This is a genomic window from Micromonospora sp. NPDC093243 (assembly GCF_044753725.1).
Taxonomy (GTDB): domain Bacteria; phylum Actinomycetota; class Actinomycetes; order Mycobacteriales; family Micromonosporaceae; genus Micromonospora.
Genome location: NZ_JBIVNT010000012.1, coordinates 19,887 through 39,580, shown reverse-complemented (window position 1 = coordinate 39,580; position 19,694 = coordinate 19,887). Strand labels below are relative to the sequence as shown.

Annotated in this window: 21 protein-coding genes and 1 pseudogene; 18 read left to right on the top strand and 4 right to left on the bottom strand. The window is 72.4% G+C overall.

Annotated features, from left to right (window positions below; all coding sequences use genetic code 11):
• Window positions 1-8: 8 nt before the first annotated feature.
• The 12 genes and pseudogenes from ACIP9D_RS30760 to ACIP9D_RS30705 form a co-directional block, all read left to right on the top strand.
• Window positions 9-545: pseudogene (locus ACIP9D_RS30760) on the top strand (flavin reductase family protein); the annotation flags it as partial.
• A 155-nt stretch (window positions 546-700) separates the two neighbouring features.
• Window positions 701-1,066 (top strand): DUF485 domain-containing protein, encoded by a 366-nt coding sequence (locus ACIP9D_RS30755; protein ID WP_350876800.1) that lies wholly within the window; start codon window positions 701-703, stop codon window positions 1,064-1,066.
• A complete protein-coding gene (locus ACIP9D_RS30750; protein WP_350876798.1) occupies window positions 1,044-2,714 on the top strand; it encodes a cation acetate symporter in 1,671 nt (556 codons plus the stop codon). Before ACIP9D_RS30755 ends, ACIP9D_RS30750 begins: the two co-directional genes overlap by 23 nt.
• A 190-nt stretch (window positions 2,715-2,904) precedes the next feature.
• Window positions 2,905-3,882: a UDP-glucuronic acid decarboxylase family protein gene (locus ACIP9D_RS30745; protein WP_350876796.1), complete on the top strand. Its 978-nt coding sequence runs from the start codon at window positions 2,905-2,907 to the stop codon at window positions 3,880-3,882.
• Window positions 3,883-3,960: 78 nt separating this feature from the next.
• Window positions 3,961-5,199 carry an LCP family protein gene (locus ACIP9D_RS30740; protein ID WP_350876794.1) on the top strand — a complete coding sequence of 413 codons (1,239 nt, stop codon included), beginning with the start codon at window positions 3,961-3,963 and terminating at the stop codon, window positions 5,197-5,199.
• A 218-nt stretch (window positions 5,200-5,417) separates the two neighbouring features.
• Window positions 5,418-6,629: an LCP family protein gene (locus tag ACIP9D_RS30735; RefSeq protein WP_350876792.1), complete on the top strand. Its 1,212-nt coding sequence runs from the start codon at window positions 5,418-5,420 to the stop codon at window positions 6,627-6,629.
• A gap of 219 nt (window positions 6,630-6,848) precedes the next feature.
• On the top strand, window positions 6,849-7,790 hold the full coding sequence (locus tag ACIP9D_RS30730) for an LCP family protein (RefSeq protein WP_350876883.1): 942 nt from the start codon (window positions 6,849-6,851) through the stop codon (window positions 7,788-7,790).
• A gap of 58 nt (window positions 7,791-7,848) precedes the next feature.
• Window positions 7,849-8,184: a rhodanese-like domain-containing protein gene (locus ACIP9D_RS30725; protein WP_350876790.1), complete on the top strand. Its 336-nt coding sequence runs from the start codon at window positions 7,849-7,851 to the stop codon at window positions 8,182-8,184.
• A 9-nt stretch (window positions 8,185-8,193) separates the two neighbouring features.
• Complete coding sequence (locus tag ACIP9D_RS30720) at window positions 8,194-8,988, top strand: glycerophosphodiester phosphodiesterase family protein (RefSeq protein ID WP_350876789.1); 795 nt, start codon at window positions 8,194-8,196, stop codon at window positions 8,986-8,988.
• Window positions 8,989-9,106: 118 nt separating this feature from the next.
• Window positions 9,107-10,561 carry an ATP-binding protein gene (locus ACIP9D_RS30715; RefSeq protein WP_350876787.1) on the top strand — a complete coding sequence of 485 codons (1,455 nt, stop codon included), beginning with the start codon at window positions 9,107-9,109 and terminating at the stop codon, window positions 10,559-10,561.
• 31 nt (window positions 10,562-10,592) lie between these two features.
• The gene (locus tag ACIP9D_RS30710; protein WP_400451354.1) at window positions 10,593-11,042 is read left to right on the top strand and encodes an ATP-binding protein; all 450 of its coding nucleotides are present in this window, start codon (window positions 10,593-10,595) and stop codon (window positions 11,040-11,042) included.
• Between the two features lie 61 nt (window positions 11,043-11,103).
• Window positions 11,104-11,988, top strand: a complete 885-nt coding sequence (locus tag ACIP9D_RS30705) for a DUF5926 family protein (RefSeq protein WP_350876785.1) — start codon at window positions 11,104-11,106, stop codon at window positions 11,986-11,988.
• Window positions 11,989-12,053: 65 nt separating this feature from the next.
• On the opposite strand, the gene ACIP9D_RS30700 is transcribed toward ACIP9D_RS30705, so the two are convergent.
• A complete protein-coding gene (locus ACIP9D_RS30700; RefSeq protein WP_350876783.1) occupies window positions 12,054-13,268 on the bottom strand; it encodes an arginine deiminase in 1,215 nt (404 codons plus the stop codon).
• A 160-nt stretch (window positions 13,269-13,428) separates the two neighbouring features.
• On the opposite strand from ACIP9D_RS30700, the gene ACIP9D_RS30695 reads away from it, so the two are divergent.
• The 5 genes from ACIP9D_RS30695 to pheA all read left to right on the top strand — a co-directional run bounded on the left by ACIP9D_RS30695 (window position 13,429) and on the right by pheA (window position 16,969).
• A complete protein-coding gene (locus tag ACIP9D_RS30695) occupies window positions 13,429-14,169 on the top strand; it encodes a hypothetical protein (RefSeq protein ID WP_350876781.1) in 741 nt (246 codons plus the stop codon).
• A 177-nt stretch (window positions 14,170-14,346) separates the two neighbouring features.
• A complete protein-coding gene (locus ACIP9D_RS30690; RefSeq protein ID WP_350876779.1) occupies window positions 14,347-14,805 on the top strand; it encodes a PAS domain-containing protein in 459 nt (152 codons plus the stop codon).
• 74 nt (window positions 14,806-14,879) lie between these two features.
• Window positions 14,880-15,269 (top strand): ACT domain-containing protein, encoded by a 390-nt coding sequence (locus tag ACIP9D_RS30685; protein ID WP_350876777.1) that lies wholly within the window; start codon window positions 14,880-14,882, stop codon window positions 15,267-15,269.
• Window positions 15,270-15,480: 211 nt separating this feature from the next.
• The gene (locus ACIP9D_RS30680) at window positions 15,481-16,002 is read left to right on the top strand and encodes a hypothetical protein (protein ID WP_400451365.1); all 522 of its coding nucleotides are present in this window, start codon (window positions 15,481-15,483) and stop codon (window positions 16,000-16,002) included.
• Between the two features lie 10 nt (window positions 16,003-16,012).
• A complete protein-coding gene (pheA, locus tag ACIP9D_RS30675; protein WP_350876775.1) occupies window positions 16,013-16,969 on the top strand; it encodes a prephenate dehydratase in 957 nt (318 codons plus the stop codon).
• Window positions 16,970-17,099: 130 nt separating this feature from the next.
• Here pheA and ACIP9D_RS30670 read toward each other — a convergent pair whose 3' ends face one another.
• From ACIP9D_RS30670 to ACIP9D_RS30660, 3 genes are all read right to left on the bottom strand, one after another.
• On the bottom strand, window positions 17,100-17,822 hold the full coding sequence (locus ACIP9D_RS30670; protein WP_350876773.1) for an AIM24 family protein: 723 nt from the start codon (window positions 17,820-17,822) through the stop codon (window positions 17,100-17,102).
• A gap of 123 nt (window positions 17,823-17,945) precedes the next feature.
• The gene (locus tag ACIP9D_RS30665) at window positions 17,946-18,290 is read right to left on the bottom strand and encodes a metallopeptidase family protein (RefSeq protein WP_350876877.1); all 345 of its coding nucleotides are present in this window, start codon (window positions 18,288-18,290) and stop codon (window positions 17,946-17,948) included.
• A gap of 106 nt (window positions 18,291-18,396) precedes the next feature.
• Window positions 18,397-18,828, bottom strand: a complete 432-nt coding sequence (locus ACIP9D_RS30660) for an OsmC family protein (RefSeq protein ID WP_350876771.1) — start codon at window positions 18,826-18,828, stop codon at window positions 18,397-18,399.
• Between the two features lie 129 nt (window positions 18,829-18,957).
• On the opposite strand from ACIP9D_RS30660, the gene ACIP9D_RS30655 reads away from it, so the two are divergent.
• Window positions 18,958-19,671, top strand: a complete 714-nt coding sequence (locus ACIP9D_RS30655) for a hypothetical protein (protein ID WP_350876769.1) — start codon at window positions 18,958-18,960, stop codon at window positions 19,669-19,671.
• Window positions 19,672-19,694: the final 23 nt, after the last annotated feature.

The window sequence follows — 19,694 nt, the reverse complement described above, 5'->3', positions numbered from 1 at the left end:
GACCCCCGGGCAGAATGTTTCACGTGAATCATGACCCGGGTGCCGAGATCCACCACACCGACCCGTTCGCCGTACCGGCCGGTGAGCGGTCCCCGGTACGCCGGCTGCGCGGCCGGCTGGCCGCGCCGGTGACGCTCTGGACGGCGCCCGGGCCGGCCGGCCTGACGGTGTCGTCGACGCTGGTCTCGGAGGGCGAGCCGGACCGGCTGCTCGGGCTGATCGACGCGGAGTCGGACCTGTGGGCGGCGGCCCACGCCGCCGGCCGGTTCGCCGTGTCCCCGCTGGCCCCGGCGCACCGGCAGCTCGCCGACCGGTTCGCCGGGCTCTTCCCGTCGCCCGGTGGCCTCTTCGCCACCGGGTCGTGGACCGACACGCCGTACGGGCCGGTGCCGGCAGACGCCGGCGGGTGGGCCGGCTGCCGGCTGGACACCGCCCGCGAGTACGGCTGGGCGCTGCTGGTCGAGGCGACCATCGAGGCGGTGGAGCTGGTCGAGGACGCCGCCCCGCTGCTGCACCATCGGGGCCGGTACCGCGAGCTGGGCTGACGACCGCTAAGCGGAGTGACCTGCGTCACTCGGCGCAGCGAACACGCCGTTCGGCGCAGCCGTCGACCGACGCCGATCTCGGCCTTCCGCGTCGGGGAGCGCACTTTCTACCGTGCGCGAAAATCCCCGATGCCTGTGAAGGTGGTGATCCACAGATGTCCACGGACACACCCGCGCCGGCCACGCCCGCGCCGGACCGGTACCTCGCCGTACAACGGTCGGATGAGTTCGCCGGGTTGCGTCGCGCCCTGCGCGGCTTCGTCTTCCCGATGACCGTCGCATTCTTCCTGTGGTACGCGCTCTACGTGATCCTGTCCGCGTACGCGCGGGACTTCATGGGCACGAAGCTCTTCGGCAGCAACATCAACATTGCGTTGATCTTCGGACTGCTGCAGTTCGTCTCCACGTTCCTGATCGCCTGGCTCTACTCCCGGTACGCCGACCGGAAGATCGACCCGGTGGCCGACCGGATCCGTGCCGAGATCGGGGAGGTGAACCATGAGGATGCTCCTCGCGGCTGAGGCGGGCGACACCACCGCCCGCAACCTCACCATCACTCTCTTCCTGGTCTTCGTGGCGATCACGCTGGCCATCACCATCTGGGCCAGCCGGCAGACCAAGACCGCCACCGACTTCTACGCCGGCGGCCGGTCCTTCTCCGGCTTCCAGAACGGCATGGCGATCGGTGGCGACTACATGTCGGCCGCCTCGTTCCTCGGCATCGCCGGCATCATCGCCCTCTACGGCTACGACGGCTTCCTCTACTCGATCGGGTTCCTGGTCGCCTGGCTGGTGGCGTTGCTGCTCGTCGCCGAGCTGCTGCGCAACTCCGGCCGGTACACGATGGCCGACGTGCTGGCGTTCCGCATGCGCCAGCGCCCGGTGCGTACCGCGGCGGCGGTCTCCACCATCACCGTGTCGATCTTCTATCTGCTGGCCCAGATGGTGGGCGCGGGCGCTCTGGTGGCGCTGCTGCTCGGCATCCGGCCGGGGACCACGTTCCTCGGCATGGACGCGGACGCCGCCAAGATCGCAACCATCATCATGGTCGGCGCGCTGATGATCGTCTACGTCACGGTGGGCGGCATGAAGGGCACCACCTACGTGCAGATCGTCAAGGCGTTCCTGCTGATGGGCGGCGCGCTGATCATGACGCTGCTGGTGCTGGCCAAGTACAAGTTCAACCTCTCCTCGCTGCTCGGCGACGCCGCGTCGTCCTCCGGCAAGGGCAGCGCGTTCCTCGAACCGGGGCTGCGCTACGGGGTCGAGGTGGCCAGCTCGACACAGACCTTCTACAACAAGATGGATCTACTCTCCCTCGGCATCGCCCTGGTGCTGGGCACCGCGGGTCTGCCGCACATCCTGATCCGCTTCTACACCGTGCCGACCGCCAAGGCGGCCCGCAAGAGCGTGCTCTGGGCGATCGGCATCATCGGCACCTTCTACCTGCTCACCCTCGCCCTCGGCTTCGGCGCGGCGGCGCTGGTCGGCAGCGAGGCGATCACGGCCCAGGACCGGGCCGGCAACACGGCCGCACCGCAGCTGGCCGAGGCGCTCGGGATCGACTTCCTCGGCGGCGACCTGGGCGGGGCCACCCTGCTCGCGATCATCGCGGCGGTCGCCTTCGCGACCATCCTGGCCGTGGTCGCCGGGCTGACCCTGGCCTCCTCGTCCAGCCTGGCGCACGACTTCTACGCCAACGTCATCAAGAGAGGGCAGGCGTCCGAGCGGCAGGAGGTACGGGTCGCCCGGATCTCGGCGCTGGTCATCGGTGCGGTCTCGATCGCACTGTCGATCTTCGCGCAGAACCTGAACGTGGCGTTCCTGGTCGCGCTCGCGTTCGCGGTCGCCGCGTCGGGCAACCTGCCGGCGATCCTCTACAGCCTGTTCTGGCGACGGTTCAACACCTCCGGCGCGGTGTGGGCCATCTACGGCGGCCTGCTCGCCGCGGTGGTGCTGGTGTTCTTCTCGCCGGTGGTCTCCGGAGCGCCGACGGCGATGTTCCCCGACCACGACTGGCAGTGGTTCCCGCTCTCCAACCCGGGCCTGCTCTCGATCCCGTTCGGCTTCCTCTGCGGCTGGATCGGCACGCTCGTCTCCAAGGAGCACGACGAGGACAAGTACGCGGAGCTGGAGGTGCGGGCCCTCACCGGCGCCGGCGCCCACTGAGAAACCGCTGGCCCGGCACCCCCCGCCGGTCAGCACCCCGGGCCCCCTCCCGCTTTCGGGAGGGGGCCCACCCTCGTCCCGGCCCGCTTCCCGGGCGACCGGTGGGGCCGGTTGCGACATCGCCACGGGCCGCCACGTCGGCCCTGCGGCCGTCGCCGCGCCGACGGCGACGCTGAGTAGGCTGACCGGTATGAAGGTTGCTGCGCGCTTCGGACCCGGTCACCGCATCCTCGTCACCGGCGGTGCCGGTTTCGTCCCGTCACACCTCGTGGACGCCCTGATCACCCGGGGCTGCACGGTGGTCGCGCTGGACAACTTCGTCACCGGGTCGAAGGAGAACGTCGCGCACCTGCTGGACACGCCGACCTTCTCCCTGGTCGAGGCCGACATCTCCGACGGGCTGCCGGCGCACCACCCGGCGCTGGCCGAGCGGTTCGACGCGATCCTGCACATGGCCTCCCCGGCCAGCCCGACCGACTTCGAGAAGCTGCCGGTGGAGATCCTCCGGGTCGGCTCGGTGGGCACCCTGCACCTGCTCGACCGCGCGCTCGCCGACGGCGCCCGGTTCCTGATGGCCTCCACCTCCGAGGCGTACGGGGACCCGAAGGAGCACCCGCAGCGGGAGACGTACTGGGGCAACGTCAACCCGATCGGCATCCGCAGCGTCTACGACGAGGGCAAGCGCTTCTCCGAGGCGGCCACCATGGCCTACCACCGCAGCCGAGGGCTGGACGCCGCGATCGTCCGGATCTTCAACACCTACGGTCCGCGGATGCGGCCGGACGACGGCCGGGCCATCCCCACCTTCATCTCCCAGGCCCTGCGTGGCGAGCCGATCACGGTGCACGGGACCGGCAACCAGACCCGCTCGATCTGCTACGTCGAGGACCTGGTCCGCGGCATCCTGCTGCTGCTCGACTCGACCCAGACCGGGCCGATCAACTGCGGCACCGAGCACGAGATGACCATGCGGCAACTGGCCGAGACCATCGTGTCGCTCTGCGGAAGCAGCTCCGAGGTGACCTACATCACCCGCAGCGCCGACGATCCGGAGATGCGCCGGCCCGACCTCACCCTCGCCCGCGAGCTGCTCGGCTACGAGCCGACGGTCTCGCCCGAGGACGGCCTGCGACGCACGATCGAGTACTTCCGCAGCCGGCTGGGCTGACCCCGGAAGGCGGCGCAGGTCGAGAACCTGACCCTCACCTGAGGGCGACACTGGCTCAACCTACGTACCCTGAGTTACATGTCAGCGACCTCGTCTGCCGGCGTCCCCCTCCCGTACCTGCACCGGAGCTCCGGGCGCGCATCGGTGCCCGGCCCCGCCCGGGGTGCCTCCGGACGCGCCCGGCCCGCCGAGCCGCGCTGGTACCCGTCGTACGACGAGGAGCCGCGGGGCGGTGGCCCCGGCGGACCCTCCGGGCCTGGTGGGCCGATCGGCCCGGGCGGCCCCGGCGACGGCCGACCCGGCCGGCGGGGACCGCGGCCGCGGTGGGGCCGGATCGGCCTGGTGGCCGGCGTGGCCGTGCTGGTGCTCGCGCTGCTCGGCGGGATCGGCGGCTGGCTCTACGTGCGCAACCTGGACAACGACCTGGCCCGGACCGACCCGTTCTCCGAGATCACCGGTGGACGTCCGGCGAAGCCGGTCGAGGGCGCGCTCAACATCCTGCTGGTCGGCACCGACTCCCGGGATCCGGACGCACCGGTCGACCAGGCCGGCAAGTGGCGGGCCGACACGATCATCGTGATGCACATTCCGGCCAACCACCAGCAGGCCTACCTGGTCTCCATCCCGCGCGACCTCTACGTGCCGGTTCCGGAGAGCGCCGGCGCCGACTGCGACTCGGGGCGGCGCGCGAAGATCAACGCGGCCTTCGCCTTCGGCGGCCTGCCGCTGGCGGTACGAACCGTCGAGTGCTTCACCGACGTCCGGCTGGACCACGTGATGGCCATCGACTTCGCCGGCTTCAAGCAGGTCACCGACGCACTCGGCGGGGTCGACCTGAAGGTCGAACGGACCATCACCTCGATCCACAAGCCGTACCGGACGTTCACCAAGGGCACCAACCACATGGACGGAGCCGAGGCGCTGGACTGGATCCGGCAGCGCAAGCAGTTCCCGGACGGGGACTTCGCCCGGATGCGCCACCAGCAGGAGTTCCTCCGGGCGCTGATGGACAAGGCGGCCAGCACCGGCACGCTGAGCAACCCGAAGAAGTTGAACGCGTTCCTCCAGTCGGTGACCGACGCGGCAACCGTGGACCAGGGTTTCTCGTTGATGGACATGGCGGTGCAGTTCCGCAACCTGCGAGGCGAGAACCTCACCTTCGTGACCAGCCCGAACTCCGGGAGCGACACGATCAACGGAGAGTCCGTGGTCGTCTCCGACCGGGAGAAGGCGCTGGCCATGTACCGGGCGATGTCGGCCGACACCATGGCCGACTGGGTCAAGGCCAACCAGAAAGGCGGCACCGACGGGGGCTGAGCGCGCACCGAGGGCGCTGGCATCGGCGAACGTGATCGACGGCCGACTTTGCATTTGCTGAAAGCCAACCGCCGACCGGTCGTATCGAAGTAGCCGATCGGTCAATATGCCTGGGTGGCCCTCTGACCAACGGAACATTGCGTCCGAGCGAACTCGCCACGGCCGGGAAGTGTCCGTACAGTGGTCCCGCCCCCCTGATCACGTGAGCTGGAGCACGCATGCCGGTTCAGACCAGCCGCCGCCCGTCGGCGGATGCCACCCACCCCCCCGTCGGCGGCGCCGCGGCCATCCCGCCCCAGAGCCGTGGGGGTCGAGGTGGTGGCAGCTCGCCGGCCAAACGACCGCGCCGCAAGGATCCGCTCTGGGCTCGGCTCACCGTGGTCTTCGGCGCCGTGCTGATGATGACCAGCGGCGTCGCCATCGTCGGCAGCAAGGCTCTGATCAGCCAGGCGACCGGTGACATCGCCCAGCGGAACCTGCTCGGCGAGGCCGGCAAGTCCGACGCCGAGGGCGGCGCGAGCCTGGATGGCCCGATCGACATGCTGCTGCTCGGCGTGGACGCCCGCGAGCGGTGGGCCGCCGACGACGTCCGGTCGGACAGCATCATCATCCTGCACATTCCGGCGACGCACGACCAGGCGTACCTGATCTCCATCCCGCGGGACACCGAGGCGCAGATCCCGGCGTTCAAGAAGAGCGGCTTCGGGGGCGGCACCGACAAGATCAATGCCGCGTTCCAGGCCGGGGCCCGCAACGGCGGCGGCTGGGAGGGTGGCGCCCAGCTGATGGCGCAGACGATCAAGCGGATGACCGGGGTGAGCTTCGACGGCGCCGCGATCATCAACTTCGGCGGCTTCAAGAACGTCATCGACACCCTCGGCTCGGTGCGCCTCTGCGTGAAGCAGGAGGTCAAGTCGCACCACATGTCGTACGTGAACGGCAAGCCGATGTGGAACGCGGACGCCAAGAAGACCGGCAAGACGATGACCCCGGTGGTGCACAAGAAGGGCTGCCAGCAGATGGAGGGCTGGGCGGCGCTCGACTACGCCCGGCAACGCTACGGCCTCACGAACAGCGACTACGACCGGCAGCAGAACCAGCAGCAGCTGATCAAGGCGATGGCCAAGAAGGCCACCGACAAGGGCATGCTGACCAACCCGGTCAAGCTCCAGCAGTTGATCAAGGCGGCCGGCAAGGCCTTCATCCTGGACACCGGCGGCGTGCCGATCGAGGACTTCGTCTTCACCATGCGTGGCGTCACCGCGAACGAGCTCACCATGCTGAAGACCAACAACGGCACCTTCAACGGCGACGGGAACGGCAAGGAAGTGCTGAGCGCCGAGACGTTGGAGATGTTCCAGGCGGTCAAGCAGGACAAGCTCGCCGAGTTCGTCTTCAACCACCCCGAGGTCATCTCCTCCCGGAAGTGACCGCCCGGGGAGGCCGGCGGCCCCGGAAAGTCGGCAAAACGGACCGGTCGACGGCGCTCTCCTCGTAGCCTGACGTGAGCAGGACTCACGTACTGGCTGCGGGGAGGCGCCACGTCCAGGTCGGGCCGAGACGGCGGAGCGCGGACCGGGCCGAGCCCTCGGGCCGCCCGGCCGCGTCGCGCCCGCTGGCCCCGGATCCTGCTCGTCCTCGGTCTCACCCTGGTCGTGCTGGCCGGCCTCGCCGTGGTCGGGCTCCAGGCGCTCACCGACCGGTACGACCGCACGGTGCTCAAGGAGCAACTGCTCGACCCGGACACCCGCACGGAGCGGACGAACCTCGACGGGCCGCTGAACTACCTGCTCATCGGCACCGACCGGCGCCCCGGCGACACCAACCCCGAGCAGCGCGCGGACACCATCCTGATCGTGCACGTGCCGGCCGGGCTACGTCAGGCGTACCTGGTCTCCATCCCTCGTGACCTGCTCGTCGCCATCCCGGCCGGCGGCAGTTACCCGGGCGGTCAAGACAAGATCAACGCGGCGTACGAGCACGGCGGCGGCGGGGAGTCCGGCGCCCAACTGCTGTCGGCCACCCTGGCCCGGCTCACCGGGCTCCGGTTCGACGGCGCCGCCCTGATCGACTTCTCCGGCATCAAGCAGGTGATCGACCTGCTCGGCGGCGTGCGGATGTGCGTGGACAGCGAGGTCCGCTCGATCCACACCAAGCGGGTGTTCACCCCCGGCTGCCGGCAGATGAACGGCGCGGAGGCACTGGACTACGTCCGCCAGCGCTACGACCTGCCGGGCGGCGACTACGACCGGCAGCGTCACCAGCAGCAGCTGCTGCGGGCCCTGCTGGACCGGGCCGGTGAGACCCACCTTCGCTCCAACCCGGTCAAGCTCGACCAGGTCATCCGCGCGGTCGGCGGCGCGTTGACCGTGGACACCAACGGCGTGGCGCTGGAGGACCTGCTCTTCGCGCTGCGCGGCCTGCCCGCCGACGCGCTGCGCGGGGTACAGGTGCCCTCGTACCCGCAAGTGATCGACGAGGTGTCGTACGTGGTGCTGGAGAACGGGAGCAACGGGCTCTTCGACGCGGTCCGCGGCAGCCGGATGCCGGACTGGGCGGGAGCCAATCCGCGCTGGGTGGTCAAGCTGTGACCGCGCCGACGGCCCGGGCGGCGGCGATCCGCCGGGGAAGGCTCTAGGCTTGGTACCCGTGTTCGGACCCCAGGTTCCCACCGTGACCGTGAACGACCTCGCCGATGACAGCTACCTGCTCGACGTCCGCGAGGACGACGAGTGGGCGGCCGGTCACGCGCCCGGCGCCCATCACCTGCCGATGATGGAGCTGCCGAGCCGGCTGGCCGAGGTGCCCACCGACCAGGAGGTGGCCGTCATCTGCCGCTCCGGCGGGCGCTCCGCCCAGGTCGTCACCTACCTCATGCGCAACGGCTGGGAGCAGGTGCGCAACGTGGCGGGCGGAATGGGCGACTGGGCCGCCGCCGGGCGACCGGTGGTCGCCGAGAACGGGCAGCCGGGCCGGGTTCTCTAGGACCACGTCATGGGCGAGCAACCCCTGGTGTTCGCGCACCGCGGCGCCTCGTACGACCTCCCCGAGCACACCCTCGCGGCGTACCTGCGCGCCATCGCCGAGGGTGCCGACGGGCTGGAGTGCGACGTCCGGCTGACTCGCGACGGCCACCTGGTCTGCGTGCACGACCGCCGGCTGGACCGCACCAGCAACGGCCGTGGCCTGGTCAGCGCCCGCACCCTCGCCGAGTTGGACGCGCTCGACTTCGGCTCCTGGCACCCCGGCTACGTACCGGGGGACACCGACGAGCCACCGGACGAGTCGCACACCCGGCTGCTCACCCTGGAGCGGCTGCTCGACGCGGTGCTCGCCGCCGGCCGGCCGGTCCGGTTGCTGGTGGAAACCAAGCATCCGTCGCGCTACGGCCGTGACGTCGAGCGTCGGCTGGTCGCGCTGCTGCGCCGCTACGGGTTGGCCGAGCCGAAGCCGGACGACCCCGTCCAGGTGACGGTGATGTCCTTCTCACCGCTCGCCGTCCGCCGCGTCCGCGAACTCGCCCCGACACTTCCCACCGTGCTGCTGCTGGAGGTGCTGCCCCCTTGGCTCCGGCTGGGTCGGCTGCCCTTCGGCACCCGGATCGCCGGCCCAGGCGTGGGCCTGGTCCGGGCCCGGCCGCACCTGCTGCCGGCCCTGCGGGCCGCCGGCAACCAGGTCTACGTCTGGACGGTCAACGAACCCGCCGACCTGGACCTCGTCCTGACCGCCGGGGTGGACGGGATCATCACCGACCGTCCGGCGCACACCCTGTCCCGGCTCGGCCGCTGACCGTCGACGGCGGAGACCGGCGGGTGGGTCCGGGCGGCTTGCCGGCGCGTCCGTGTGCCGGGCGGCGGCGACCCGGGCGGGGGTGCCCAAAAGCGGGCCGGCGGGGCACACTCGGGGCATGCCGGAGCGCATCGACTTCGCCGCTCTCATCGACGGCCACACCGTGGTGATCGAGATGATCAATTCCGGCGACGCCGGCCTGCCCGTCCTCACCCAGCTGCTCCGGGTCGCGCAGCCGGCGCTCGGCGCGGCGGCCATGGCGTTCGTCGAGTTCGGCCCGACCGGCGGCCGGGTGATCGCCGCGACCGGAGCCGCCGAGTGGACCGTCGGCCGGCCGCTGGCGGGCGACGACCCGGCCACCGTGTGCCTGCTCACCGGCCCCCGGGTGCAGCAGGTCAGGATGGATCACCTCACCGGCCGGCTGCCGGGTGAGTTGGCCGCGCGGGGCCTGCGGCAGATGGTGGTCTCCCGGGCCGAGATCGGCGGGCACACCGTCGGCAGCCTGCACGCCCTCTACGCCGAGGACGAGGAGCCGGACGACGAGCAGCACGGCGTGGTGGCGTACCTCGCCTCCTGCATCGCGCACATGTACGGCGACCAGACCGGCCTGCCCGTGCACGGCGACGGGCCGGTCGTCGCGGCGCTCGCCGACGGGCTGGCGGTGGTCGACCGGGACGGGCACGTCCGGCTCTGGAACCCGGCCGCGGCGCAGGTGACCGGCCGGGACGCCGGCCAGGCGCTCAGCCGGCCCCTGACCTTTCCGATCCCCCCGTCCGGGCAGGTGCTCGACCACCGGCTGCCGGACGGACGCTGGCTGCGGATCACCTCCGGGGAGCTGCCCGGCCCCGGCGCGCTGCGGGTGGTCACCTTCCGCGACATCACCGACCAGCAGCGCCGCGACCACGAGCGGGATCTCTTCGTCGCGGTGACCAGCCACGAGCTGCGCACCCCGGTCACCGTCATCAAGGGGTACGCGGACACGTTGACCGATCACTGGGAGTCGCTGACCGACACCGACCGGCGACAGGCCGCGCGGGTGATCGGCCAGCGGGCGAACGAGCTGGCCCGGCTGGTCGACCGGCTCCTCTCCTCGGCCGCCGAGTCGGGGCCCGGCGACGAGCCACCCGCTCCCTTCGACCTTGGCGACGCCCTGCACGCCGCGGTCACCGACCTCCCCGCCGAGCTGCGCCACCGGCTCGTCCTCGACGTGCCGACCGACCTGCCCAAGGCGCTCGGGCACCGGCCGAGTCTGGCCACCGTGCTGACCGAGCTGAGCACCAACGCCGGGAAGTACTCCCCACCGGGCAGCCGGATCGAGATCAGCGCCAGCGCGGACAGCCAGATGGTGTCGTTCCGGGTCAGCGACCGGGGCATCGGCATCCGTCCGGAGCACGTCGAGCGGGCCTTCGACCGGTTCTGGCAGGGCGAGTCCGGCGACCGCCGGGGCTATCCGGGGGCGGGTCTCGGCCTCTATCTCGTCCGCCGGATCGTTGAACAGCAGAATGGATGGGTATCCCTACGACCGAGGGCCGGTGGCGGTACCGTCGCAGAGGTGCGGCTGCCGCGCGGATGACCGGCGACGGCACGGGCGTGAAGGGGCGAGGGTGGCGACGGGAGTAGGCGAGCGGGCCTGGTGCGTGGTGGTCCCCCACCACGCCAGCGGCGCGCGGCTGGCCCGGCACCGGCTCGCCGACGAGTTGGCCGAGCTGGTCACCCCGACGCTCCTGGCGGATCTGGTCGCCGTCCTGGCCGAGCTGGTCGGCAACGCGGTCCGGCACGCCCGCCCGCTGCCCGGCGGCGTGGTGCGGGTGGCCTGGCGGCTGTGCGGGGCGGTCGACGGTCCGCGGATCCAGCTCCGGGTCACCGACGGCGGGGCCGGCGACGGCCCCCGGATGCGGATCGCCGCTCCCGACGCTGCCGACGGTCGCGGGCTGCACATCGTCGCGGGTCTGGCGAGTCGGTGGGGCGTCGAGCGGGACGGGCTCGGGCAGAGCGTCTGGGCCGAGTTCGAGCCGGCCGGGTCGAGCCGGCCGGACCTGGTCGCCGCCGGCTGAACGACGCCTCGGGGCGGGTCCTCCCCACGCTCGGCCGGTCCGGGCTCTAGGCTGTCTCGCCGTGAGCAAGCGTCGAAAGAGCCAGCGGTCCGCCGAGACCACCCCGAAGCGGGAAAAGGTGCGCGACGTCTTCGTGCCGCGTCCGTTCGAGGGGCTGGTCGACGAGCCCGAATGGATCGCGTTGCGAGAACTCGTGCCGGCCGCGTCCGCGCCGCTGCGGCTCGCACCCGCCCTGGTGGAGGAGTTCGGCGACCGGCCGGTCACGCTGGCCACCGTGCTGCCGATGGCCGCCCCGGCGATGACCAAGCCGGACGGCCGGGTGCTGATCGGGCTCCAGCGCCACATTCAGTCCGGAGACGTCTCCCGGGACCTGGCCGAGGCGCTGCTCTGCGCGCTGCGCGCCGAGCCGGGCGGCCCGGTGTCGGTCCCGCCGCTGCCCGGCCCCGGCCCGCGCTTGCAGGACGTGCTGGTCGACGGCCCGCTGGAGATCAGCATGCACGACGGGTTCGACTTCTGGCTCGACCCGGGCGCGGCGGACGACCCCAACGTGCAGGCGTCGCTGGAGCGGGCGAACGCCGCCGTCTACCCCACCGTGCGGATGGCCGCGGCGAAGGCCGCGTACTGGTGCCAGGTGCCGGAGAAGTCGCACGTGCGCTGGGTCCTGCCGGAGGGCGAGGACGCCGCGCTCGACGCGCTGGCCCGCCTCGGCGCGGCCGGTGCGCTGCCGCTCGGCGACGACACCCGGTTCGCCGGCATGTTCCGTGCGCACGGGCGCCTGGTGCCGGTCTGGGACCTGCCGGAGCAGACGCCCGCCGCCGAGTGGGAGGAGCCGGTGGCGCAGTTCGGCAAGCGCTACGCCGAGGCGCTGACCGAGACCGGCCCGCTGGACGCCGCCGGGCGTCGGGCCCGGCAGGGCCTGCTCGGCCGGCAGCTCACCCTGCGCTGACCCGCCGCCGCGGGCTGACCGCCGCCGCGCCCTGGTGGTGCGGCGGCGGCAACCGGGGCGCGGCGTCAGCCGTGCAGCGGTTCCCGGACCAGCGGGCAGGACATGCAGCGGGGACCGCCCCGGCCCGAGCCCAGCTCCGAGCCCGCGATCGGGATCACCTCGATGCCCGCCCGCTCCAGCTGCGCGTTGGTCTCCACGTTGCGCTCGTAGCCGACGCAGAGCCGAGGCGCGAGGGCGAGGGTGTTGTTCCCGTCGTCCCACTGCTCCCGCTCGGCGGTGATCGGGTCCAGACCGGTGTCGATCACCCGGAGCTGGTCCAGGTCCATCGCGTCGGCGGCGGCCCGCAGGAAGGGCGCCGGGCCGTCCACCCGGGGATCCTCGCCGTCCGCGCCGGCGATCACCGTGTACGCGGAGAGCGTGTCGGCGATGTTGGGGTACATCAGCACCGCGTCGACGTCGACCATCGTGCAGACCGTGTCCAGGTGCATGGTGGCCCGTTCCTGGGCGATCGGCACCACCAGGATGGTGTGCGCCAGGCCGGCGGCGAAGACCTGCCGGCCGAGTCGTTCCGCCCCGGCCGGAGTGGTCCGCTCGCCCACCCCGACGGCGAGCACGCCGGGCGCGAGCAGCAGCACGTCGCCGCCCTCCAGGTGCTCCAGCTCCGGTTGGTAGACGAGCTGGGTGCCGGCGAAGCGGGGGTGGTGGCGGTAGATGGCGTTGGTCAGCGTGGTCTCCCGCCGCCGGGCCAGCATGGCCAGGCTGGTCACCCCGACCCGGTCCCGGATCCAGACCGACGAGTCCCGGGTGAAGAGCAGGTTCGGCAGCGGGGCGATGACGAAGTCGTGCCGGTCCATCAGCGTGTAGACCAGGCCACCCGGTCGCTCCGAACTGATCCGCAGCTCCTCGTGGGCGAGGCCGGCGATGAGCACGTCGGCGAGCGCCGCCGGGTCCAGGTACGCCAGGTGGTCCGCGACCCGGGCCCGCAGCGTGTCGCCGAGCCGGGGCGAGCGGAGCACCTGCTCGGTGAGTTCGGCCCGGGCGTCGGCGACGGCGAGCGTCTCGGCGAGCAGGTTGGCGAGGTAGAGCACCTCCACCCCGCGCTCGCGCAGCGCCGCGGCGAAGGCGTCGTGCTCCTCCTGCGCCCGGCCGACCCACGGGATCGCGTCGAAGAGAAGGGTGTCGTTGTTCCGGGGGGTGAGGCGGGCGAGTTCCCGGCCCGGACGGTGCAGCAGCACGGTGCCGAGCCGGGCGACTTCGCTGTCCACATAGTGGGTCACCATGGCAGCGTAGGGCAGGGTTTGGCGGCATCCGGGAAAAGAAGTGTGGATGAATATGGCATTCATCCACAGTCACTCCGGCGCTCCACCTTGCCGACCCCCCGGACTGGCAACGTAGGGTAGTGGAGACATAACTTCGAGGGACCTTTTGCCGGAGGTCGCGATGACTGTCTTTCCCGCTCGTCGAGCCGTACCCACCGCTCGGGCACTGCCGCCCGCCACGGTGCCACACCCTCGGGTGGAGGCACCGGGGGTTCTCGAGCCCGTCCGTCCGACCCCGCTGGAGTGGGCCCGCCGTCGGCGGGCCGAGCGGGGCGCACGGCGGCTCGAGGCTGCGGGGGCCCGGGCGCTCGGCCAGCTCGATCACCTCGGGCCAGCCTGGCACGTCATCGAGTGGCCCCGCACCGACGTGACCGACGTGCTGCTCGACCGGCCGCACGAGGAACGCGCCGGTTTCCTCGCCATCGGGCCGAGCGGCCTGTTCGCGGTCACCATCGCCGACCACGGCCGCGCCCGGGTGCTGGTCGCCGGCGACGTGGTGCAGATCAACGGCAAGCGGCCGCCCTACGTGGCCGAGGCCCGCCGCGACGCCAAGCGGGCGAGCAAGGCGCTCTCCGCCGCGGTCGGGCTGCCGATCCCGGTCACGCCGGTGCTGACCTTCGTCGGCTCCGGCGTCATCAGCGTCTACGGCCTACCCAAGGACTGCCTGATGGCGACCCACCGCGAGCTGGACCGCCTACTCGTCGCGGGCGGCAGCCGGATCAGCCCGGCCACCGCCGAGAAGCTGTCCCGGGTCGCCCAGCACCCGAGCACCTGGCTGAACGGCACTTACCGTCCAGCAGCCGACTACCGGTGGTACGAGGACGGCCGAATGGCCGCTGACAAGCCGGCCAACCGCCGGTAACGTCATCCGGGACGTCACGTGCGCCGGCCGTCGCCGGCACCGCAGGTCCGCGCCCTCGCCGGCCGCCTGGTCCGGGCATTGCCCCGCGCACCGGCGGCCCGGCGAGCGCGGTGTGATCGGCGATCGCCCGGGCGACCGGCTAGCGTGGACAGTCCCTCGGTGTACATAGGAGGCGCGGTGGCCCACGTCGAACTCTCGCTCTCGGAAGTGTTCGTGCCGACTGCGCGGGCTTCGACAGAGCCGGAGTCCGACAACTTCGGCCAGTGGTCCTCGACGGTCTCCCACGCCGACGAGCCGTGCCTGCTGATCGACGCCGACACCAAGGTGGTGGCGATCTCCGCCGCCGGCTGCGAACTGCTCTGCCTCGGCAAGCCCGAGGAGCTGATCGGTCTGCCCCTGCTCGACGGCGGTCTGCGCCTGGTCGACTTCACCGCCAACCGCGGCGAACTGACCGACCAGGAGATCGACAAGATCCCGCCGCTGCTGGCGCTCTCCTCCGGTCGGCTGGCCCGTGGCCTGCTCCGGGTGCAGGCCGCGCCCGAGGGCAGCTCCGACGCCACGGTGGACGCCATCTCCACCCCGGTGCTCACCGACGGTTCGGTCGCCGGCTCGCTCACCTTCTTTTCCGTGGTCTGACCTGCGGCGGAGTGTGGCGCTCGCCGCACGCGGCGAATCCGGGCGGGTGCACGCCGAGGCCGTAAGGTGCCCTCATGCTCGATATCGCCCTGCTGCCGGGGGAGTACGCCGTGTGCCGGATGGCCGCCGGCTCCGCCCTGCCGCCCGCGCTGTCGAGCGGGTTGGCCGCCGCCGACGTGGTGACGGTGAGCTGGACCGCTGACGGGATCTCGGTGATCTGCCCGATGGACCGGGCACCCGAGCAGGCAGTGGTGGAGACCGCCTGGCGCTGCCTGCGGGTGTCCGGCCCGGTGGGCGTGGCCGTCACCGGCACCCTCGCCGCGCTCGTCGATCCGCTCGCCGGGGCCCGGGTGAACGTGGTCGCGTTCTCCACCTTCGACACCGACTACCTGCTGGTCCCCGCGGTACGCCTCGGCGCGGCGACCGCCGCGTTGGAACGCGCGGGGCATCGCGTGCTCGGCTGACCTTCACCGCCGCCGCGGTTGCTCCTACGATGGGCTCGGCCACCCCCGGCCACCCCCTTCCGCAGCCCCTCAGGATCGGCCCGTGCCGCCCACTCCACCGCCCCGCACCACGATGCCCCGCACCCGCCGACCGGCGACCCCGCCTGCGGCGCGCTCCGGCGCGCTCGACCACCGCACCGGGTCGACCGGGGCCCGCCGCCGCTTCCGGCGGCTGGGCGCGGCGACCACGATGCTGGCCACGCTCGCGCTGGCCGGCTGCGGCGCCCCGCCGGAGCTGCGGCAACCGGTGCCGACCGGTACGCCAACCGGCACGCCGAGTGCCCCGACCACGGCGCCCACTCCGGCGCTGCCGCCGGCCACCGGTCTGCCGTCCGCCGTCCCGACCGCGCCGGCAACCCCGACGACCGATGCCGGGCTGGTGGCCGCCCCGTGCCGCAGCGGCCCGAGCGGGCAGCGGGTCATCCAGTTGCTGCGCGGCCGGTCCGGGGTGCTCCCCGACGACATCCGGGTCCAGGTGCGCACCGGGCCGCTCTGTGCCGCGGACTGGCAGTACACGGTGCTCGCGGTGACCGGGCACGAGGAACTCCAGGTGGTCACCCGCGGCGGGCCCGGCACGCCGGAGTTGGTGACCGCCGGCACCGACGTCTGCACCGTCGAGGTACGGGCGACCGGGCCGCTCGGGATCCGGACGCTGGCCTGCGACGGCGGCACGGTGGGCGTACCGGGTGCGTAGGCTGGTCGCCATGCCGGGAACACCGCCGACGCGCTTCGTCTACCTCGGGCCCGAGGGCACCTTCGCCGAGCAGGCGCTGCGTACCGTCTCCGCCGCCGAACGCGGCAACCGGACGCCCGCCCGCAGCGTCGGGGAGGCGCTGGAGAGCGTACGGGCCGGCGACGCCGACGCGGCGCTGGTGCCACTGGAGAACTCGATCGGCGGCGCGGTGGGGGTGACCCTGGACGAGCTGGCCGAGGGGGAACCGCTGGTGATCACCCGCGAGGTGATCCTGCCGGTGGAGTTCGTGCTCGGCGCCCGGACCGGCACCGAGCTGGCCACGGTCCGCACCGTGGCGGCGCACCCGCAGGCGTCCACCCAGTGCCGGAACTGGTTGCGCGCCCACCTGCCGGACGCGGTGGTGGTCGACGTGCTCTCCAACGGCGCTGCCGCGGCGGGCGCCGCCGCCGGCGAGTACGACGCGGCGATCTGCGCACCGATCGGGGCCGGTCGGCACCGGCTGGCCGTGCTGGCGGACAAGATCGCCGACCACCCGGACGCGGTGACCCGGTTCGCGCTGGTCTCCCGCCCCGGCCCGCCTCCGCCGCCGACCGGGGACGACCTCACCTCGCTGGCCGTCTACATCGCCCACGATCGGGTGGGCGCGCTGCTCTCGGTGCTCATGGAGCTGGCCGTGCGGGGGGTCAACCTGACCCGGATCGAGTCCCGGCCCACCGGCGAGGCGCTCGGCCGGTACGTCTTCTTTCTCGACTGCACGGGCCACGTGGCCGACGTCCGACTCGGCGAGGCCTTGCAGGGGCTGCGTCGGGTCTGCGCGGATGTGCGCTTCCTCGGCTCGTACCCTCGGCACCGCTGGGCGGAGGCGGCGGGTGAGCGGCCGGTTCCGGCGCCGCCGGGCCTTTCCGACGTCGACTACGCCGATGCCGCGGCCTGGCTGGCCCGGCTGCGCACCGGCGAACTGAGCTGATCGACGCACCGCCGACGGGCCAGGCAGGGCCGCCCGCTCGGCGGTCTCAGCGCCCGGCCGCCCCGACCGGGAGGCAGCCCGGCCGCCCCGACCGGGAGGCACCCGGCGCAGGGGCGGCCTGAGCGCGACGTCAACTGAGCAGGCCGCCGAGCAGGCCGCCCTGCTGCTCCTGAGCGCCGCTGCCGAGCACCGGCGGCTCCTCGGACGGCTGCACGACCACGAAGCCCTGGCCGGCGAAGCTCATCGTGAACGACTCACCGGTGCGCCGGCCCAACAGCGTGCCGAGGCCCAACTGCTCGGCCCGGTGGTAGCCGGTCTGCAGGTTGGCCGACCAGCAGACCGCGGCCTGCGGGTCGACGTAGGTCGGCTGGTCGACGTTGAGCACCACCGGGGTGCCCCTGGTGGTGATGGCGATCCGGCCGTGGCCGGTGAAGACGCAGTTGAACAGGCCGGAGGACGAGGCCATGCCGGCGCCGCCGACCATCTTGATATCGTACTGGAGGGTGGAGTCGAAGGCCAGCACGCTGGAGCCGTTGATGGAGAGCGCGTCGCCCTGCTCAAGGTCGATGATGTGCACGTCCTTGGCCAGCTCGGCCAGGAAGACGTCACCCTGCCCGCTGACCCTCATCAGCGGTACGCCCTCGCCGGTGAGCTTCTGCTTGAGGAACTTGCCCAGCCCACCGGAGCCGAGCGCCTGGAACTGCACCTGCCCCTGATAGGCGACCATCGACCCGACCCGGGCCATCGCCTCGCCGTTCAGCTCGATCTTCAACATCTTGGAGTTCTGCAGCCGCATGCCGGGCTGGGCGGACTCCTTCTCCAGGTTCTCCGCGGAGAACAGCGCGCTGCGCATGGAAGTGCCTCCTGAGGTCGCGATGCCTCTCACGACCGTAGGTGACCGTCGCAATGGCGGGCCATCAGTCGAGCGGCGTGGCGGCGACCCCCGTCGTCGCGCCCGACGCGACGACCAGCCGGGTCAGGCCCAGCCCAGGGCGTGCAGCCGCTCGTCGTCGATGCCGAAGTGGTGGGCGATCTCGTGCACCACGGTGACCGCCACCTCGTCGACGACATCCTCGTCGCTGTCGCAGATCCCCAGGATGGGGCGGCGGTAGATGAAGATGCGGTCGGGCAGGACGCCGGAGTAGTCCCAGCCGCGGTCGGTGAGGGCATGCCCCTCGTAGAGGCCGAGCAGATCCTCGCCGGGGGGCGGGTCGTCCTCGACCAGGATGACCACGTTGCTCATCAGGCCGAGCAGCTCCTCGGGCACCTCGTCGAGGGCGTCGGCGACCAGCTCCTCGAAGCGCTCGCGGCTCATCTCCATCGGCACCCTGTCATTCTGCCCCACGCCGCCCGGTCGCCGGGCCGGCCAAGATCCGCCGCACCTCCACGGAGGATCGGCACTCCGTGGAGGTGCGGCGGTCGGTGGGTCAGGAGGCGAGGCGGGCGGTGAGGGTGATCGCGGCGCCCGGGGAGAGCAGACGGGAGATCGGGCAGTTCGCCTTGGCGGCCTCGGCGAGCTTCTGGAACTCGCTCTCGTCGATGCCCGGGACCTGGCCGACGGTCTCCAGCTCGATCCGGGTCACGGTCATCCCGGCGTCGGTCTTGTCCAGGTGCACCTTGGCGGTGGTTTCGACGGAGGTCGCCGTGGCACCGGCGTCGGCGAGCGCCTTGGAGAAGGCCATCGAGAAGCAGCCGGCGTGCGCCGCGCCGATCAGCTCCTCCGGGTTGGTGCCCTCGCCCTCCTCGAAGCGCGACTTGAACGAGTAGTTCCCCTCGATCCCGCCCTTGCCGGTGCGGATCGTGCCGGACCCCTCGGTGAGGTTGCCCTGCCAACGTGCGGAAGCGGTACGGATAGGCATGCACCGACGCTAGCGGAAAGCCGACCAGCCTGCGACGGCCTCGGTCGACGCCCCTCCTGCGATCCCCGTCACCCGACGTCCGCTGTGCCATGATTCGGGGCAGGCGCGTGACCGGCGAGAGGATGGCCGATGTCCCGAGAACTGCCTATCCCCCGGCAGGACGACCGGTCCGACGGCACGGCCGTCGTCGAGTGGGGCGCCACCGAGCCGGCACCGGCTGCGCGGCGCGGGCGCGTCCTCGCCGACCTGGGCCGGGACCGCCGCCTGCCGCCGCTGCTCGCCGGGCTCGGCGCGGTGGCCGCGGTCGCCTCGCTGATCGGCGAGTGGTCGGTGATGACCCTGCCCAACGCCGGCCCCAGGGGCGAGTCGGTCCGGGTGCCCGCCGGGGTCTCCGACGTCGCCGGCTTCGGCGTCGCCTACCTGGTCGGGCTGCTCGCGCTGGCCTGCGCGGTGGCGGTCGTACTGTGGGGCACCCCGGCGGTCCGGGCGAACACCCGGCTGGCCGGGCTCGCCCTGGCCGGGGCGCTGCTGGCGCTGCTCACCGCGTCGGCCTTCACGCTGGACAAGGCGGGGCAGCGCACCTTCTTCTACGCGGTGGAGGACGGTTTCCAGGTCGAGTACGGCCGGGGCCTGGTGATGGCCTTCGTCGCCTGCGTGCTGCTCGGCGGGGCGCTGTGGCTGGCCCCGAACCTCGGCCCGTTCGACGCCGACGCCTCGGCCCAGCCGGTCTTCCGGCGGCGTCGCCGGCCGGCCGGCGACCTACCGGATGACGGGCCGGCCGAGCCGGCCGACCTCACCGTGCAACCGACCGTCCCGTTCGCCCGCCCGGAGTCCTCCCACTGAGTCGCCCGGCCCCGGGCCGGCGC

Excerpts from the sequence above, each read along its gene's own strand:
- ACIP9D_RS30735 (WP_350876792.1), top strand. The coding sequence starts at position 5,418 with ATGCCGGTTCAGACCAGCCGCCGCCCGTCGGCGGATGCCACCCACCCC.
- ACIP9D_RS30655 (WP_350876769.1), top strand. The coding sequence starts at position 18,958 with ATGTCCCGAGAACTGCCTATCCCCCGGCAGGACGACCGGTCCGACGGC.
- ACIP9D_RS30740 (WP_350876794.1), top strand. The coding sequence starts at position 3,961 with ATGTCAGCGACCTCGTCTGCCGGCGTCCCCCTCCCGTACCTGCACCGG.
- ACIP9D_RS30720 (WP_350876789.1), top strand. The coding sequence starts at position 8,194 with ATGGGCGAGCAACCCCTGGTGTTCGCGCACCGCGGCGCCTCGTACGAC.
- ACIP9D_RS30685 (WP_350876777.1), top strand. The coding sequence starts at position 14,880 with ATGCTCGATATCGCCCTGCTGCCGGGGGAGTACGCCGTGTGCCGGATG.
- ACIP9D_RS30670 (WP_350876773.1), bottom strand. The coding sequence starts at position 17,822 with ATGCGCAGCGCGCTGTTCTCCGCGGAGAACCTGGAGAAGGAGTCCGCC.
- ACIP9D_RS30750 (WP_350876798.1), top strand. The coding sequence starts at position 1,044 with ATGAGGATGCTCCTCGCGGCTGAGGCGGGCGACACCACCGCCCGCAAC.
- ACIP9D_RS30665 (WP_350876877.1), bottom strand. The coding sequence starts at position 18,290 with ATGGAGATGAGCCGCGAGCGCTTCGAGGAGCTGGTCGCCGACGCCCTC.
- ACIP9D_RS30715 (WP_350876787.1), top strand. The coding sequence starts at position 9,107 with ATGCCGGAGCGCATCGACTTCGCCGCTCTCATCGACGGCCACACCGTG.
- ACIP9D_RS30700 (WP_350876783.1), bottom strand. The coding sequence starts at position 13,268 with ATGGTGACCCACTATGTGGACAGCGAAGTCGCCCGGCTCGGCACCGTG.
- ACIP9D_RS30695 (WP_350876781.1), top strand. The coding sequence starts at position 13,429 with ATGACTGTCTTTCCCGCTCGTCGAGCCGTACCCACCGCTCGGGCACTG.
- ACIP9D_RS30660 (WP_350876771.1), bottom strand. The coding sequence starts at position 18,828 with ATGCCTATCCGTACCGCTTCCGCACGTTGGCAGGGCAACCTCACCGAG.
- ACIP9D_RS30755 (WP_350876800.1), top strand. The coding sequence starts at position 701 with ATGTCCACGGACACACCCGCGCCGGCCACGCCCGCGCCGGACCGGTAC.
- ACIP9D_RS30745 (WP_350876796.1), top strand. The coding sequence starts at position 2,905 with ATGAAGGTTGCTGCGCGCTTCGGACCCGGTCACCGCATCCTCGTCACC.
- pheA (WP_350876775.1), top strand. The coding sequence starts at position 16,013 with ATGCCGGGAACACCGCCGACGCGCTTCGTCTACCTCGGGCCCGAGGGC.